Below are 13625 nucleotides of genomic sequence, written 5' to 3'. Positions count from 1 at the left end.
GACCGACGAGCACTCACCAGCACGCACCAGCACTCACGAGCCCCTACGAGCCCCGACGAGCACCGGACCCATACCCGAGGGGGGCGGTTTTCCACTTTCGGGCCTCGTGCCGTAAGATGTTTCGTTGGGTGTGTAGTGCTTGTGCACTCCCACCACCACTCCACGGTCTCAGCGGTCGTCGGCAGCCCTCAACGGCGGCCGTCAGCGGCAGACCACGTCTCCCGGACCCGTTCCGGGCGTGGCCGACGTGATCGTGGGCAGGATGTTCGTCACGAGAGTTAGCGGAGGATATGGCGAAGAAGGACGGTGTCATCGAGATCGAGGGCAGCGTGGTCGAGGCGCTGCCGAACGCGATGTTTCGCGTGGAGCTGGCCAACGGTCACAAGGTGCTCGCTCACATCTCGGGCAAGATGCGACAGCACTACATCCGGATCCTCCCCGAGGACCGCGTAGTGGTCGAGCTCAGCCCGTACGACTTGTCCCGTGGCCGGATCGTCTACCGCTACAAGTAACCACCACTCGATCAACTGCTGTCTTGCGCGCATGCGCCACACGGCGGCGGAGGAACCACGATGAAGGTCAAGCCCAGCGTCAAGAAGATCTGCGACAAGTGCAAGGTGATCCGCCGGCACGGTCGCGTCATGGTCATCTGCGAGAACCTGCGCCACAAGCAGCGCCAGGGCTGAGAGGCCTCGGTGCTCTAGGGCACATGCTTCACAGATCGACCAGTGCCTGTCCGGCGGGCTGAACAACCGGGCACGCACGACCCAGCGCACCACCAACGGCTGGCCGGAGAGATCCGCGTCCAGGCGTCACCCTCGGCTCGGAGGCCGGGGCTCGCACTTCCGCGAGAGATGGTGCGGCAGACCTCCGAATGCAGTACAGGAGCCGGAAGGCACATGGCACGTCTTATCGGTGTCGACCTCCCCCGCGACAAGCGGCTCGAGGTTGCACTCACCTACATCTTCGGCGTCGGCCGTACCCGCGCCCAGCAGACGCTGGCAGCGACGGGCATCAGCCCCGACGTCCGCGTGAAGGACCTCGGCGACGCCGAGCTCGTCTCGCTCCGTGACTACCTCGAGGGCAACTTCAAGCTCGAGGGTGACCTTCGCCGTGAGGTTGCTGCTGACATCCGCCGCAAGGTCGAGATCGGCTGCTACGAGGGTCTGCGCCACCGCCGCGGCCTGCCCGTGCGCGGACAGCGCACGAAGACCAACGCGCGTACCCGCAAGGGTCCCAAGCGCACCGTGGCCGGCAAGAAGAAGGCCCGCTAGCAGCCAGTAGTTCGCCGGGAGCCGGTGGCAGCACCTCCGCCGCCGGGCACACCTCCCGCGATCCGAAGACCTCGAGCAAGGAAAGAAAGAGCACATGCCTCCCAAGACTCGCGGCGCCCAGAGCGCACGCAAGCCTCGCCGCAAAGACAAGAAGAACGTCGCCATCGGCCAGGCGCACATCAAGAGCACCTTCAACAACACCATCGTGTCCATCACGGACCCGACCGGTGCGGTCATCTCCTGGGCCTCCTCGGGCCAGGTCGGCTTCAAGGGTTCGCGCAAGTCGACCCCGTTCGCCGCGCAGCTCGCCGCCGAGGCCGCTGCCCGCCGCGCGCAGGAGCACGGCATGAAGAAGGTCGACGTCTTCGTCAAGGGCCCCGGCTCCGGGCGCGAGACCGCGATCCGCTCCCTCCAGGCCGCCGGCCTCGAGGTGGGCTCGATCCAGGACGTCACCCCCCAGGCGCACAACGGCTGCCGGCCGCCCAAGCGCCGTCGCGTCTGACGCGAACGTTCGTCACCTGACGTGACGGTCCTCTGCCCACGTGCCTCGCACGTGGGCAGAGGACCGTCCTCAGGAGCAAGTTGCAGGTCCCGGCGAGGAGATCTTCGTCCCGGGTTCGTGATGCGTCATATAGCGGACGCATGCAGAGAGGAACACACCCCGTGCTCATCGCACAGCGCCCCACACTGACCGAAGAGGTCATCTCGGAGAGCCGCTCACGCTTCTCCATCGAGCCGCTCGAGCCTGGCTTCGGCTACACGCTCGGCAACTCGCTCCGTCGCACGCTGCTCTCGTCGATCCCCGGCGCGGCAGTCACCTCGATCCGGATCGACGGTGTGCTCCACGAGTTCACCACCGTCCCCGGTGTCAAGGAAGACGTCACCGAGATCATCCTCAACGTCAAGAACCTCGTCGTCTCCTCGGAGAACGACGAGCCCGTCGTGATGTACCTGCGCAAGCAGGGCTCCGGTGTGGTCACCGCTGCGGACATCGTGCCGCCGGCGGGCGTCGAGGTGCACAACCCCGACCTGCACATCGCGACCCTCAACGACAAGGGAAAGCTCGAGATCGAGCTCACCGTCGAGCGTGGGCGCGGCTACGTCTCTGCCCAGCAGAACAAGTCGTTCGACGCCGAGATCGGCCGCGTGCCGGTCGACTCGATCTACTCGCCGGTCCTCAAGGTCACGTACAAGGTCGAGGCCACCCGTGTGGAGCAGCGCACCGACTTCGACAAGCTCATCGTCGACGTCGAGACCAAGCAGGCCATCAGCCCCCGCGACGCGCTCGCGTCGGCTGGTAAGACGCTGGTCGAGCTGTTCGGCCTGGCCCGTGAGCTCAACGTCGAGGCCGAGGGCATCGAGATCGGCCCGTCGCCGACCGATGCTGCGCTGGCCGCCGACCTGGCGCTCCCGATCGAGGACCTCCAGCTGACGATCCGTTCGTACAACTGCCTCAAGCGCGAGGGCATCCACGCCGTGGGTGAGCTCGTGGCACGCAGCGAGGCCGACCTGCTCGACATCCGGAACTTCGGTGCGAAGTCGATCAACGAGGTCAAGGACAAGCTCGCCGAGCTCGGCCTGTCCCTCAAGGACTCCCCGCTGGACTTCGACCCGACGACCGCCGACTACTACGACGGCGACGACACGGAAGACGAGCAGTACACCTGACGTCTGAGCCGGCCGCGCGAGCGGCCGGCACACCCCCACCTTTCTAGGAGCACACACCATGCCTACCCCCACCAAGGGTGCGCGTCTCGGCGGAAGCCCGTCTCACGAGCGCCTCATCCTCAAGAACCTCGCGACCAGCCTCTTCGAGCACGGCCGCATCACGACGACGGTGACCAAGGCCAAGCGCCTGCAGCCGTTCGCGGAGCGCCTCATCTCGAAGGCCAAGCGCGGTGACCTGCACAACATCCGCCAGGTCGCCAAGACCATCAACTCCAAGACGGTCAACCGTCCGGGCGAAGAGGGCGACGCCGCCACCACGCTGCACCGCCTCATCACCGAGATCGCCCCGGCCATGGCCGAGCGCAACGGTGGCTACACCCGCGTGACCAAGGTCGGCAACCGCAAGGGCGACAACGCCCCCATGGCTGTCATCGAGCTCATCCTCGAGCCCGTCAGCCCCAAGCAAGCTGTCGTCCGCGAGGCCGAGAAGGCCGCCAAGAAGACCGCTCCGAAGGCCGCCAAGGCCGAGGAGACCCCCGCGGCCGAGGCTCCGGCCGACGCCGAGGCACCGGCTGAGGAGTCGTCCGAGAAGGACGCCTGACGCCACCCTCGTCCTCCTGTGACGAGACGCTGAGCATCACCCACGAGGCCCGGTCTGTGATCCGTCACAGACCGGGCCTCGTGCGCTAGCGTCGGCCGAGGCCGGCGACGTCCGCGCCCGACGGACGACCGACGACGAGGGGAACCATGCGGTGAGCTGGATCGAGATCGTGCCCGCGGTGGTCGCGTGCGTCGTCGTGCTCGTGGCACCGGGGACGCTCGTCGCCCGCGCGGCCGGTGCACCGACCTGGCTGGCCCTGGGTCTCGGTCCCGGCCTGACCGTCGCCTACCTCACGGTGCTCGCGACCGTGCTGGCCCGCGCCGGTGTGGCCTGGACACCCGCCTCGGTGGGCCTCGTGACCGCGGGGAGCGTCGTGGCCGTGGTGCTCGTCGCCACCGTGCTGCGTCGCCTGCGCGCGGTGCCCCGACCTCTGACGGCGGTCCTGAGCGCGCTCGACGAGCGTGGCCCCGACAGCCCGTGGTCCCGTCGGCCGCTCGGCGGGTCAGCCGGGTCACCCGCGTCTCGCGGGACCGGCTCGGCCCCTCGCTCCTGGGCCAGACCCTCGACCTGGACGTGGCGGACGTGGACGGCAGCGGCGCTGCTGGTGTCCTCCGTCCTGGTGCTGGTGCCGACGGTCGTCGGGACCGCGTCGCCCGACGCGCCCCTCCAGCAGTGGGACGCCGTCTACCACCTCAACGGCCTCGCGCTCGTGCACGAGACGGGCGACGCGAGCCAGCTCAACGGTCTCTACGGTGACGGTGCGAGCGTCTACTACCCGACGGCATGGCACGCGGTGGTGTCGCTCGTGGTGGGGGCGGCGGGTACGCTCACCGCCTCGACGGTCACGGCCGCGGCGAACGCCTCGACCCTCGTGATGAGCCTCGTGTGGCTCGTCGGTGCCGCGGCCTTCGCACGTGCCGCCTTCCCGCGTCGTCCTGAGGTCACGGTGCTCGCCGCCGTCCTGGTCGCCGCCTTCTCGATGTTCCCCACGGTCCAGCTGAGCACGCTGGCACAGTGGCCCAACGGCCTGTCGACGACCCTCATCCCCGGTGCGGCTGCCGGGGTCCTGGTGTGCGTCCGCGCGTGGCGCTCGGGCGGCCCCGGCGGCAGGGCCGCCGGGCTGGTGGTGGGCGTGCTCGCCCTCGGCGCCGCCGGCGGTGTCGCCCTGGCGCAGCCGAGCGGCTTCGTCGGCCTCGTCGTGGTCCTCCTGCCCTTCGTCCTCACGGTCGCCTGGGTCGCCGCCCGCGACGCGTGGCGCGCCGGACGCCGCACGCTCGTGGTGGCGGTGCTCGCGACCCTCGCGGTGGTCGGTGCCGCTGGCGCCCTCGTGGTCGCGCGGTCCTCCGTCCTCGAGATGGTCCTCGGCTTCGCCCGGGCACCCCAGCGGGAGATCCCGGTGTCCGTGGTGCGCCTGCTCACCGACCAGGTCCTCAGCCCGGTGCCGGGCAACCTCGTGGTGTCGGTGCTGGTGGTGGTCGGGGCCGTGGCCCTCGTGCGCCGCCGGCAGGACCGCTGGCTCGTCGTGTCGGCAGCCCTCGTAGTCGTGCTCGCCGCTCTCGCGGCAGGGCCGGACAACCCGCTGCGCGTGCTCACCGGCATCTGGTACACCCAGGCGGCCCGCATCGAGGCCTTCTACCCGGTCCCGGCCTCCGTCCTGGCGGCTGTGGGTGCCGTCGCCGTCGTCGGACGGCTGCGCAGCAGCGAGCGGGTGCTGCGGGCGGCGCAGCGGCGCCCGTGGGTGGGCACCCCGGCGGGGCTGACCGTCCTGCTGCTGGTCGTCGCGCTGGTCACCTCGGCGGGCTTCCAGGCTCCCCAGCGTGCCGTCCGCTACGCCGAGGCCTACGACCCCGGCCGCATCGAGTGGGGCACGATGCTCTCGGCCGAGGAGATCGCGCTGCTGAGGGACCTCCCCGACCTCGTGGGGGAGGACGCCGTGGTCCTCGGGGATCCTTTCAACGGCTCGGCCTACGCCTGGTCGGTCGGGCGGACGCACGTGGTGTTCCCGCAGCTCAACCTCTCGGGCCTCGACCCCGCGCGGCAGTACCTCCTCGACCACTTCGACGACGTCCGGACCGACCCGTGGGTCTGCCGCTACGCCGAGAACCTCGGGGTCACCCACCTCTACCTGGACACCGCAGAGCCCGAGGACGGCGCGAAGCCGAGCCCGGCCCCGCGCGCCCTGCGCGACGTGGACGTCTCCGAGGGCTTCGTGCTCGTCGCGCAGGCGGGCACCGCGAGCCTCTACGAGGTCACCGCCTGTGACTGATGTGTCCGGCACCAGCGACCTCCCGGTGGTGCTGGTGCACGGCATCCGGACCTCCGCGACCATGTGGCGTGCGCAGGTGCTCGCCCTCGAGGCCGCCGGGCGCACCGTCCGTGCCGTGGACCTGCCCGGGCACGGGTCACGCCTCGGGACGCCGTTCACCGTCGACGGGTGCGAGCGGGTGGTGGTCGACGCGATCGACGAGGTCGGCGGCGAGGCGCTGCTCGTCGGCCTCTCGCTCGGCGGCTACCTGTCGATCGAGGTGGCGGCCCGCAACCCCGGCAAGGTCCGGGGACTGGTCGCCGCCGGCTGCTGCACCGACCCGCGGGTGCCCGCCCGGGCCGCCTGGACCCGGCTCGCCCGCTGGATCGAGCGGACCCCGGGGTCCGGCTCAGGGCTCAACGCCTTCATGGTGCGGGCCGCGCTCTCCCCGCAGGCGCAGGCGGACATCGCCGCGGGAGGGTTCGCGCTGCGGGTCATGTCGGAGGCTCTCGACGCGGTCGGGGTGCTCGACCCGCTGACCGCCCTGGAGCGGTCTGCCTGCCCGGTCTGGCTCGTCAACGGAGCCTGGGACCACTTCCGCACGCAGGAGCGTGCCTACCTCCGTGCCGCGGGGCGCAGCGGCCAGCCGGTCCGGCACGTCGTGGTGCCCGGCGCGCGGCACCTGGTGAGCCTCGACGCCCCGGTCGCGTTCTCCCGGGTGGTCCTGGAGGCCCTCGACACGGTCGACCCGCGGCGACGCTGAGGGCGAGACCGGCGGAGGCCCGCCCTGGCGCTCGACGGGCTGGCCCCGGACCTGGACCTCCTACCGGTCGAGCCCGGCCAGGTACCGGCCGACCATCCAGGCCTGGACGCGTCGCGCCAGCCCCGGCAGGCACCTCGCAGGCACGGACGCGAGCGCCGAGACGGCCGCGACGGTGAACCGGACCGCGCCGTCGTCGCCGCGATCCAGGCTGAACCGTTCGACGCCCGACACGGGGTGCCCGGGCAGGGTGGCGTAGGTGAACCCCGCGCGGTCCGGCTCGTCGACGACCTCGGTGACGCGGCAGGGGATCCGCAGCGCCAGCGGCCCGACGCCCAGCCGCAGCACGACGACCGTGCCCACGCGCAGCGGAAGGTCCGAGCTGCGCACGCGCAGGCCCGAGGCGAGCTGTGGACGCCAGCGGAAGAGGTCCGTCGCGGCCCCGTGCAGGTCCCGGCGGGCGAGGGTCGCCGTCCGCGAGGTCCGGAGGTAGCCGGTGGGCAGCAGGTGGTCGTCGCCTGACGGTGCGGTGTGCAGCGCGGCGGCGAGCCCGGGCGCCGAGGTCAGGGGCGCGGCGTCCCCGCGGGCCCGGGCGCGCCGACTCAGCAGGCGTGCCTGCGGTGCTTGCCGTGCCTCGGACGCGCTGCGCGAGCTCACCGGACCGTCCTGTCGGCGCCGGCCCCGCTCCTGGTCCGCGTCACGCGAACAGGTCCCAGGCCCGGGCCCCGCCGACCAGCGCGGCAGAGTTCGGGACCACGACCACCTCGTCGCCGAGCCTGTCGAGCACGGCCTGGGTGATCCGGCGGGAGTTGCCGCCGCCGATGTAGAGGCGGTCCCAGAGGAACACCGGGCGCAGGCCTTCCACGACGCGAGCCACGCGTCGCGACCAGAGCCCGTCGCCGAGCCGGTGGCGCTCGATCTCGCCGATGTACGCGTCGTAGGTGGTGCCGCGGCGGACCGGGGCGTGGGACAGCTCGAGGTGCGGTGCGACCCGACCGCCGTCGAAGTGCGCCGACCCGAGGCCGGTGCCGAGGGTGAGCACGAGCTCGAGCCCCGTGCCGGCGACGACGCCGGCCCCGTGGATCTCCGCGTCGTTGAGGACGAGCGTGGGGACACCGAGCCGGGACTCGAGCGCGGCGCGGGCGTCGAACCCTGCCCAGCGCTCGCGCAGGGCGGGGTCCACCCGGGAACGCGGTCCGGTGCGTGTGATGTAGTGCGGCGTGTGGATCACCACGCCGTGCCGGATCATCCCCGGCATCCCGAGGCTGACCCGGTCGGCCGCCGGGAGGTCCCGTGCGAGGCCCGCGACCGTCTCGACCAGCAGCTCGGGCGGCAGCGGGTAGGGCGTCGGGACCCGGACCGCCGGCGCGTGCGCCGTGCCTGCGGCGTCGAGGACCGCAGCCTTGATGCCACCCCCGCCGCAGTCGACCGAGAGCGTGAGGAGCGGGGGAGTGCCGGAGGGAGCCATGAGGTGCAGGATACGTCCACCCGGTGCGGGGACCGGGCTCCCGGTGCGTCATGATGGGTGCCGTGATCCGCATCAGACTCGACGTCTCCTACAGGGGGACAGACTTCGCCGGGTGGGCGGTCCAGCCAGGGCTGCGGACCGTCCAGGGCACCCTCGAGGAGGGGCTGGCACGCGTGCTGCGCGCCGACACGCGCCTCACCGTCGCCGGCAGGACCGACGCGGGGGTGCACTCCCGTGGGCAGGTGACGCACCTCGACGTCCCGCGCGAGGTGTGGGACACGGTGTCCGGGCGTGGCCACCGGACGGGGGAGCAGGCGCTGCTCTCGCGCATGACGGGGGTCCTGCCGACCGACGTCGTCGTCCGTGCGGTCTCGGTGGCACCGCCCGGCTTCGACGCACGCTTCAGCGCGCTCAGCCGGCGCTACCGGTACCGCATCGTCGACCGCCACGCGCTCCGTGACCCGTTGCGCGCCGACTGGGTGCTGTGGTCGAAGCGGCCCCTCGACGTCGACGCCATGCAGGCCGCCGTGCAGCCGCTCGTGGGGGTGCGGGACTTCAAGGCCTTCTGCCGGCCGCGACCCGGCGCGACGACCATCCGGCACCTCCAGGAGCTCACCTGGGAGCGCGTCGACGGCGGGCCTGACGACGGGCTGGTCGTGGCGAGCGTCCGCTCCGACGCGTTCTGCCACAACATGGTGCGCGCCCTCGTCGGCGCGTCGATGGCGGTCGGCCACGGGCAGCGCCCGGTCGGCTGGCCCGCGGAGGTGCTCCGCCGAGGCGAGCGGGACCCGCTCGCCGGGGTCGTCCCCCCGCACGGGCTCACCCTCGAGGAGGTCGAGTACCCGGACGACGCCGAGGTCGCCCTCCAGGCCGAGAGGTCGCGGGCCCGACGCATCGAGGAGCACGTCTGGCGCTAGCCGCAGCCGGCGTCGGACGTGCTCCTCGGGGAGGGATGTCGACCAGGGGGCAGGTCAGGGCTCGTCGACGACGTGCACCGCGGCCTCCTCGGCGCTCGCGGCCCCGCCGGCGATGCCTGCGTCGTCCGCGAAGGTGTCGTTGACGCGGCCGTCGAGCGCGTCGGGGTCCGCGACGAGACGTCCCGCACGGTCGGGCTGCGTGGCCTCGCGGTCGGGCTGGTCGAAGACCTCGGGCTCTTCCTCCGCGAGGCGCTGGTCGAGGGACTCGCCCTGGATCTCCTCGAGCGCGGTCTCGCCGAAGTGGTTGGTGCGCGGGCGCTCGGGCGGCGAGTAGCCCTCGTCGAGGACGTCGTCGACACCGCGGTCGGTGAGGGTGTCCTCCTGGGGGAGCTGGTCGCTGTCGCCCTCCGTGCCGAGGGCGCCGTCGGTGCTGGTTGCCGGTGTGTCTTCGCTCATCTCTCCACCGTGGCACCGTCCGGAGCCGCGCGCACCCGGAAGGGCCCTGCGCACCCGGGTCGGGGGGCCCGAGGGGTCACCGGCGGTCGTCGGGGCTCACCAGGAGAAATGAGCTCGCCCGGGACGTCCGCGAGACGGCACACTAGGGCGGTGGGACACATCGACATCAACGACGTCAGCTACTTCCTCCCCGACGGGCGTCCGTTGCTGTCGGGGGTCGACCTGCGGGTCGGCGACGGCGCCAAGGTCGCGCTCGTCGGCCCCAACGGTGCCGGGAAGACGACGCTCATGCGGATCGTCTCGGGCGACCTCGACGCGCACGAGGGCCGCGTCAACCGCAGCGGCGGCCTCGGCGTGATGCGCCAGCTCGTCGGCCGCATCGACGACGACCGCAGCATCCGCGACGTCCTCGTCGACCTCGCCTCGCCCGCCGTGCGTGCCGCTGGCCTCGAGCTGGCCGAGTCCGAGCTGCTGATGATGACCGTCGACGACGAGCCCACGCAGATGCGCTACGCGCAGGCGCTCTCCGACTGGGCCGACGCGGGCGGCTACGACGCCGAGAACGACTGGGACCACGTGACCGACGAGGTCCTGTCGATCCCCTTCGACTCCGCGCAGCACCGCCAGATGCGCACGCTCTCGGGCGGCGAGCAGAAGCGCCTGGTCATCACCTCGCTCCTGCGCGGACCCGACGAGGTCCTGCTCCTCGACGAGCCGGACAACTTCCTCGACGTGCCGACCAAGCGGTGGCTCGAGGAGCAGCTCGCCGCGAGCCGCAAGACGGTCCTGTTCATCAGCCACGACCGCGAGCTGCTCTCGCGGACCGCCACCCAGGTGGCGTCCCTCGAGCCCGGGGCGTCCGGCTCCTCGGTGTGGGTGCACGGCGGCGGCTTCGCCACCTACGCGGCCGCCCGTGAGGACCGCATGAGCCGGCTCGAGGAGCTGCGTCGCCGCTGGGACGAGGAGCACACCAAGCTCAAGGACCTCGTCAACGGGCTCAAGACCCGCGCCGCCTTCAACGACGGCCTCGCGAGCCGCTACCAGGCCGCCCAGACCCGGCTGCGCAAGTTCGAGGAGGCCGGGCCTCCCGAGGTCGTCGCCCGCGAGCAGAACGTCCGGGTGCGGCTGACCGGTGGGCGGACCGCCAAGCGCGCCGTCGTGGCCGAGAGGCTCGAGCTCACCGGGCTGATGAAGCCCTTCGACACCGAGATCTGGTTCGGCGACCGCGTGGCGGTGCTCGGCTCCAACGGCTCGGGCAAGTCGCACTTCATGCGGCTGCTCGCCGCCGGCGGCTCCGACCCGGCCGACCACGCCCCGGTCGTCGAGGGCATGCCTGCCTCGGGGGAGCCGGTCGCGCACACCGGCACCGTCACGCTCGGGTCGCGCGTGCGGCCCGGGTGGTTCGCGCAGAACCACGTGCACCCCGAGTGGGACGGGCGCACGCTCCTCGACATCCTGCACCGGGGCGAGGGCAGCCGCGACGGCATGAGCCGCGAGCCCGCGAGCAAGGCGCTCGACCGCTACGAGCTCGCCGGCCAGGCCGAGCAGCGCTTCGAGACGCTCTCCGGTGGCCAGCAGGCACGGTTCCAGATCCTGCTGCTCGAGCTCGGGGGAGCGACCCTGCTGCTCCTCGACGAGCCGACCGACAACCTCGACCTGCACTCCGCCGAGGCCCTCGAGGCGGGCCTGGCGCAGTTCGAGGGCACCGTCGTGGCGGTCACGCACGACCGCTGGTTCGCCCGGGGCTTCGAGCGCTTCCTCGTGTTCGGCGGCGACGGGCGGGTCCAGGCGACCCAGGAGCCCGTGTGGGACGTCGAACGGGTCCGCCGAGAGCGCTGAGCCGCAGGCGGGCCGGGCACCACCACCCGGGTGTCGGACCGGCCTATCCTGGAGGCATGGCTGTCCACAAGATCGTCCTCTTCTACGCCTTCACCCCGGTGCCCGACCCGCTCGCGCTCCAGCTGTGGCAGACGGCGCTCGCGGAGCGCTGGGACCTCACCGGCCGGGTCATCGTGTCGCAGCACGGCATCAACGCCACCCTCGGCGGCACGGTCGAGGACCTCAAGCAGTACGTGAAGACGACGCGCCGGTACCCCGGCTTCGCCGACATGGACGTCAAGTGGTCCGACGGGACCGGCGCGGACTTCCCGCGGCTGAGCGTCAAGGTCCGTCCCGAGCTGGTGAGCTTCGGCGCTCCCGACGAGCTCGAGGTCGGCCCCGACGGGATCGTCGGCGGCGGGACGCACCTGAGCCCGCAGGAGGTCGACGACCTGGTCGCGGCGCGCGGCGACGAGGTCGTGTTCTTCGACGGGCGCAACGCCTTCGAGGCTGAGATCGGACGCTTCAAGGGTGCCGTGGTCCCCGACGTCCGGACCACGCGCGACTTCGTCGCCGAGCTCGACTCGGGCCGCTACGACGACCTCAAGGGCCGCCCGGTCGTGACCTACTGCACCGGAGGCGTGCGCTGCGAGGTGCTGTCCGCGCTCATGACCGCCCGCGGCTTCGGCGAGGTCTACCAGATCGACGGCGGCATCGTCCGGTACGGCGAGACCTTCGGGACCTCGAGCCTCTGGGAGGGGTCGCTCTACGTGTTCGACGAGCGGATGCACGTCGACTTCGACCCGCAGACCGTCCCCCTGGGCAGCTGCGTGCTGTGCTCGGCGGCGACCGCCTCCTACGAGAACTGCGCGTCTCCGGCCTGCACGACCCTGCGGGTGGTGTGCGCCGGGTGCGCCGAGGAGGCGCGGGCGCAGGTGTGCCCCGTGTGCGCGGCGTCCGGGGCCGTCCCGGAGCCGGTCTCGGCCTGACCCGACCTCGCCCGCGCGGCTCTCGGGTAGTATCTGCTGCGGCTGGACCACCATCTGCTCCATGCTTCTGACACCGTCCCCCGTCGGCCACGTGCCGCGGGCCCGGACCCGAGGGTCCGGCGAGGGGTTCCGCGGACTTCTGCGGCGCCCCGCTGTGACGTAGTCGGTTTTGACCGGCGACCCGTGGAGCAGATAGTGTGACTAGTCGTTGTGCTTCCATACGTGACCGGTGCGCCCACTCGCTAGGTCTGAGACGGAGCGCTCGCCGACCTCGCCGGCCGCAGAACTCTGCGTCTGGCAAGAACACGATACGAAACGAAGGCTACGACCGTGCGTACGTACACCCCGAAGCCCGGCGACGTCCAGAGTGACTGGTACGTCATCGACGCGACCGATGTCGTCCTGGGCCGCCTCGCTACCCACGTGGCGACTCTGCTCCGTGGCAAGCACAAGGCCACCTTCGCTCCGCACGTCGACGGCGGTGACTTCGTCATCGTCATCAACGCGGACAAGGTCGCCCTGACCGGCAACAAGCGCGAGCAGAAGCTGGCCTACACCCACTCCGGCTACCCGGGTGGTCTGCGTGCTGTCGCGTACTCCGACCTGCTCGAGAAGCACCCGGAGCGCGCAGTGGAGAAGGCCGTCCGCGGCATGCTCCCGAAGACCACCCTCGGCCGCAACCAGCTGGGCAAGCTCAAGGTCTACCGTGGCACTGAGCACCCCCACGCTGCGCAGCAGCCGAAGCCGTTCGAGATCACCCAGGTCGCCCAGTAGGCCCCGCGCCTGCTGAGCAGACATACCAAGGACGCGAGGACATCACCGTGGCGGAGACCACCGTCGACATCGACGCGCTGGACGAAGAAGCACCCAGCACCTACACCTCTGAGACCACCGCCCCCGCGGGCCGTGGCCAGAGCATCACGGCGCCGGCCCAGGCCCTGGGACGTCGCAAGGAGGCGGTCGCACGCGTGCGTCTCGTCCCCGGCACCGGACAGTGGAAGATCAACGGGCGCACGCTCGAGGGCTACTTCCCGAACAAGGTCCACCAGCAGCTCGTCAACTCCCCGCTGAAGCTGGTCGACGTCGAGGGTCGCTTCGACGTCATCGCCCGCATCGTCGGTGGCGGCACGTCCGGCCAGGCCGGCGCACTGCGCCTCGGCATCGCCCGTGCCCTCAACGAGATCGACGAGGAGCACAACCGCGCGACCCTCAAGAAGGCTGGCTTCCTCACTCGCGACGCACGCGTCGTCGAGCGCAAGAAGGCCGGTCTCAAGAAGGCCCGCAAGGCACCGCAGTACTCCAAGCGCTGATCTCTCGCGCTCCGCGACGGCCCCGATGGTGACCCCATCGGGGCCGTTCGCCGTGTGACCGGCGGGCTGCGTACCCCCGTCGTCGTGAACTCTCTCTTCCCACAGGGGTGTACCAGCAG

At 71.6% G+C, this 13625-nt stretch carries 16 protein-coding genes; 13 read left to right on the top strand and 3 right to left on the bottom strand.

Features of this window, described 5'->3' with window-relative positions:
• The first annotated feature begins 290 nt into the window (after positions 1–290).
• The 8 genes from infA (at position 291) to SKED_RS14445 (ending at position 6551) form a co-directional block, all read left to right on the top strand.
• On the top strand, positions 291–512 hold the full coding sequence (gene infA / locus SKED_RS14480) for a translation initiation factor IF-1 (RefSeq protein ID WP_012867920.1): 222 nt from the start codon (positions 291–293) through the stop codon (positions 510–512).
• 60 nt (positions 513–572) lie between these two features.
• Positions 573–686: a 50S ribosomal protein L36 gene (gene rpmJ, locus SKED_RS14475; RefSeq protein ID WP_009740505.1), complete on the top strand. Its 114-nt coding sequence runs from the start codon at positions 573–575 to the stop codon at positions 684–686.
• A 213-nt stretch (positions 687–899) separates the two neighbouring features.
• On the top strand, positions 900–1274 hold the full coding sequence (rpsM, locus tag SKED_RS14470) for a 30S ribosomal protein S13 (RefSeq protein WP_012867919.1): 375 nt from the start codon (positions 900–902) through the stop codon (positions 1272–1274).
• A gap of 94 nt (positions 1275–1368) precedes the next feature.
• The gene (gene rpsK, locus SKED_RS14465; protein WP_012867918.1) at positions 1369–1776 is read left to right on the top strand and encodes a 30S ribosomal protein S11; all 408 of its coding nucleotides are present in this window, start codon (positions 1369–1371) and stop codon (positions 1774–1776) included.
• 161 nt (positions 1777–1937) lie between these two features.
• The gene (locus tag SKED_RS14460; RefSeq protein ID WP_012867917.1) at positions 1938–2942 is read left to right on the top strand and encodes a DNA-directed RNA polymerase subunit alpha; all 1005 of its coding nucleotides are present in this window, start codon (positions 1938–1940) and stop codon (positions 2940–2942) included.
• A 58-nt stretch (positions 2943–3000) separates the two neighbouring features.
• The gene (rplQ, locus tag SKED_RS14455; protein WP_012867916.1) at positions 3001–3543 is read left to right on the top strand and encodes a 50S ribosomal protein L17; all 543 of its coding nucleotides are present in this window, start codon (positions 3001–3003) and stop codon (positions 3541–3543) included.
• Between the two features lie 151 nt (positions 3544–3694).
• Positions 3695–5809 carry a DUF6541 family protein gene (locus SKED_RS14450; RefSeq protein ID WP_012867915.1) on the top strand — a complete coding sequence of 705 codons (2115 nt, stop codon included), beginning with the start codon at positions 3695–3697 and terminating at the stop codon, positions 5807–5809.
• Positions 5802–6551 carry an alpha/beta fold hydrolase gene (locus SKED_RS14445; RefSeq protein WP_245534570.1) on the top strand — a complete coding sequence of 250 codons (750 nt, stop codon included), beginning with the start codon at positions 5802–5804 and terminating at the stop codon, positions 6549–6551. The genes SKED_RS14450 and SKED_RS14445 overlap by 8 nt, the downstream gene beginning before the upstream one ends.
• 60 nt (positions 6552–6611) lie before the next feature.
• Here the strand turns inward: SKED_RS14445 and SKED_RS14440 are convergent, their stop codons facing one another.
• Together SKED_RS14440 and SKED_RS14435 are read right to left on the bottom strand one after the other, a co-directional pair.
• Positions 6612–7205, bottom strand: coding sequence for a DUF1990 domain-containing protein (locus SKED_RS14440; RefSeq protein WP_012867913.1), 594 nt, complete (start codon positions 7203–7205; stop codon positions 6612–6614).
• A 40-nt stretch (positions 7206–7245) separates the two neighbouring features.
• Positions 7246–8016 (bottom strand): ROK family protein, encoded by a 771-nt coding sequence (locus SKED_RS14435; RefSeq protein WP_012867912.1) that lies wholly within the window; start codon positions 8014–8016, stop codon positions 7246–7248.
• A gap of 53 nt (positions 8017–8069) precedes the next feature.
• Here SKED_RS14435 and truA point away from each other — a divergent pair, with 53 nt between their 5' ends.
• Complete coding sequence (gene truA, locus SKED_RS14430; protein ID WP_012867911.1) at positions 8070–8933, top strand: tRNA pseudouridine(38-40) synthase TruA; 864 nt, start codon at positions 8070–8072, stop codon at positions 8931–8933.
• A 54-nt stretch (positions 8934–8987) separates the two neighbouring features.
• Here truA and SKED_RS14425 read toward each other — a convergent pair whose 3' ends face one another.
• Positions 8988–9389 carry a DUF5709 domain-containing protein gene (locus tag SKED_RS14425; RefSeq protein ID WP_012867910.1) on the bottom strand — a complete coding sequence of 134 codons (402 nt, stop codon included), beginning with the start codon at positions 9387–9389 and terminating at the stop codon, positions 8988–8990.
• A 150-nt stretch (positions 9390–9539) separates the two neighbouring features.
• On the opposite strand from SKED_RS14425, the gene SKED_RS14420 reads away from it, so the two are divergent.
• The 4 genes from SKED_RS14420 (at position 9540) to rpsI (ending at position 13506) form a co-directional block, all read left to right on the top strand.
• Positions 9540–11228: an ABC-F family ATP-binding cassette domain-containing protein gene (locus SKED_RS14420; RefSeq protein ID WP_012867909.1), complete on the top strand. Its 1689-nt coding sequence runs from the start codon at positions 9540–9542 to the stop codon at positions 11226–11228.
• A 56-nt stretch (positions 11229–11284) separates the two neighbouring features.
• Entirely contained in the window at positions 11285–12196 is a 912-nt protein-coding gene (gene trhO, locus SKED_RS14415; protein WP_012867908.1) for an oxygen-dependent tRNA uridine(34) hydroxylase TrhO, read from the top strand.
• Positions 12197–12526: 330 nt separating this feature from the next.
• A complete protein-coding gene (gene rplM, locus SKED_RS14410; RefSeq protein WP_012867907.1) occupies positions 12527–12970 on the top strand; it encodes a 50S ribosomal protein L13 in 444 nt (147 codons plus the stop codon).
• Between the two features lie 47 nt (positions 12971–13017).
• Complete coding sequence (rpsI, locus tag SKED_RS14405) at positions 13018–13506, top strand: 30S ribosomal protein S9 (protein WP_012867906.1); 489 nt, start codon at positions 13018–13020, stop codon at positions 13504–13506.
• Positions 13507–13625: the final 119 nt, after the last annotated feature.

Origin of the sequence: Sanguibacter keddieii DSM 10542, assembly GCF_000024925.1 — a bacterium.
Taxonomy (GTDB): Bacteria; Actinomycetota; Actinomycetes; order Actinomycetales; family Cellulomonadaceae; genus Sanguibacter; species Sanguibacter keddieii.
The sequence above is the reverse complement of the archived record's forward strand: the minus strand, read 5'-3'. Positions and strand labels throughout refer to the sequence as shown.

Excerpts from the sequence above, each read along its gene's own strand:
- rpmJ (WP_009740505.1), top strand. The coding sequence starts at position 573 with ATGAAGGTCAAGCCCAGCGTCAAGAAGATCTGCGACAAGTGCAAGGTG.
- infA (WP_012867920.1), top strand. The coding sequence starts at position 291 with ATGGCGAAGAAGGACGGTGTCATCGAGATCGAGGGCAGCGTGGTCGAG.
- rpsM (WP_012867919.1), top strand. The coding sequence starts at position 900 with ATGGCACGTCTTATCGGTGTCGACCTCCCCCGCGACAAGCGGCTCGAG.
- trhO (WP_012867908.1), top strand. The coding sequence starts at position 11,285 with ATGGCTGTCCACAAGATCGTCCTCTTCTACGCCTTCACCCCGGTGCCC.
- rpsK (WP_012867918.1), top strand. The coding sequence starts at position 1,369 with ATGCCTCCCAAGACTCGCGGCGCCCAGAGCGCACGCAAGCCTCGCCGC.
- truA (WP_012867911.1), top strand. The coding sequence starts at position 8,070 with ATGGGTGCCGTGATCCGCATCAGACTCGACGTCTCCTACAGGGGGACA.
- SKED_RS14435 (WP_012867912.1), bottom strand. The coding sequence starts at position 8,016 with ATGGCTCCCTCCGGCACTCCCCCGCTCCTCACGCTCTCGGTCGACTGC.
- rplQ (WP_012867916.1), top strand. The coding sequence starts at position 3,001 with ATGCCTACCCCCACCAAGGGTGCGCGTCTCGGCGGAAGCCCGTCTCAC.
- SKED_RS14425 (WP_012867910.1), bottom strand. The coding sequence starts at position 9,389 with ATGAGCGAAGACACACCGGCAACCAGCACCGACGGCGCCCTCGGCACG.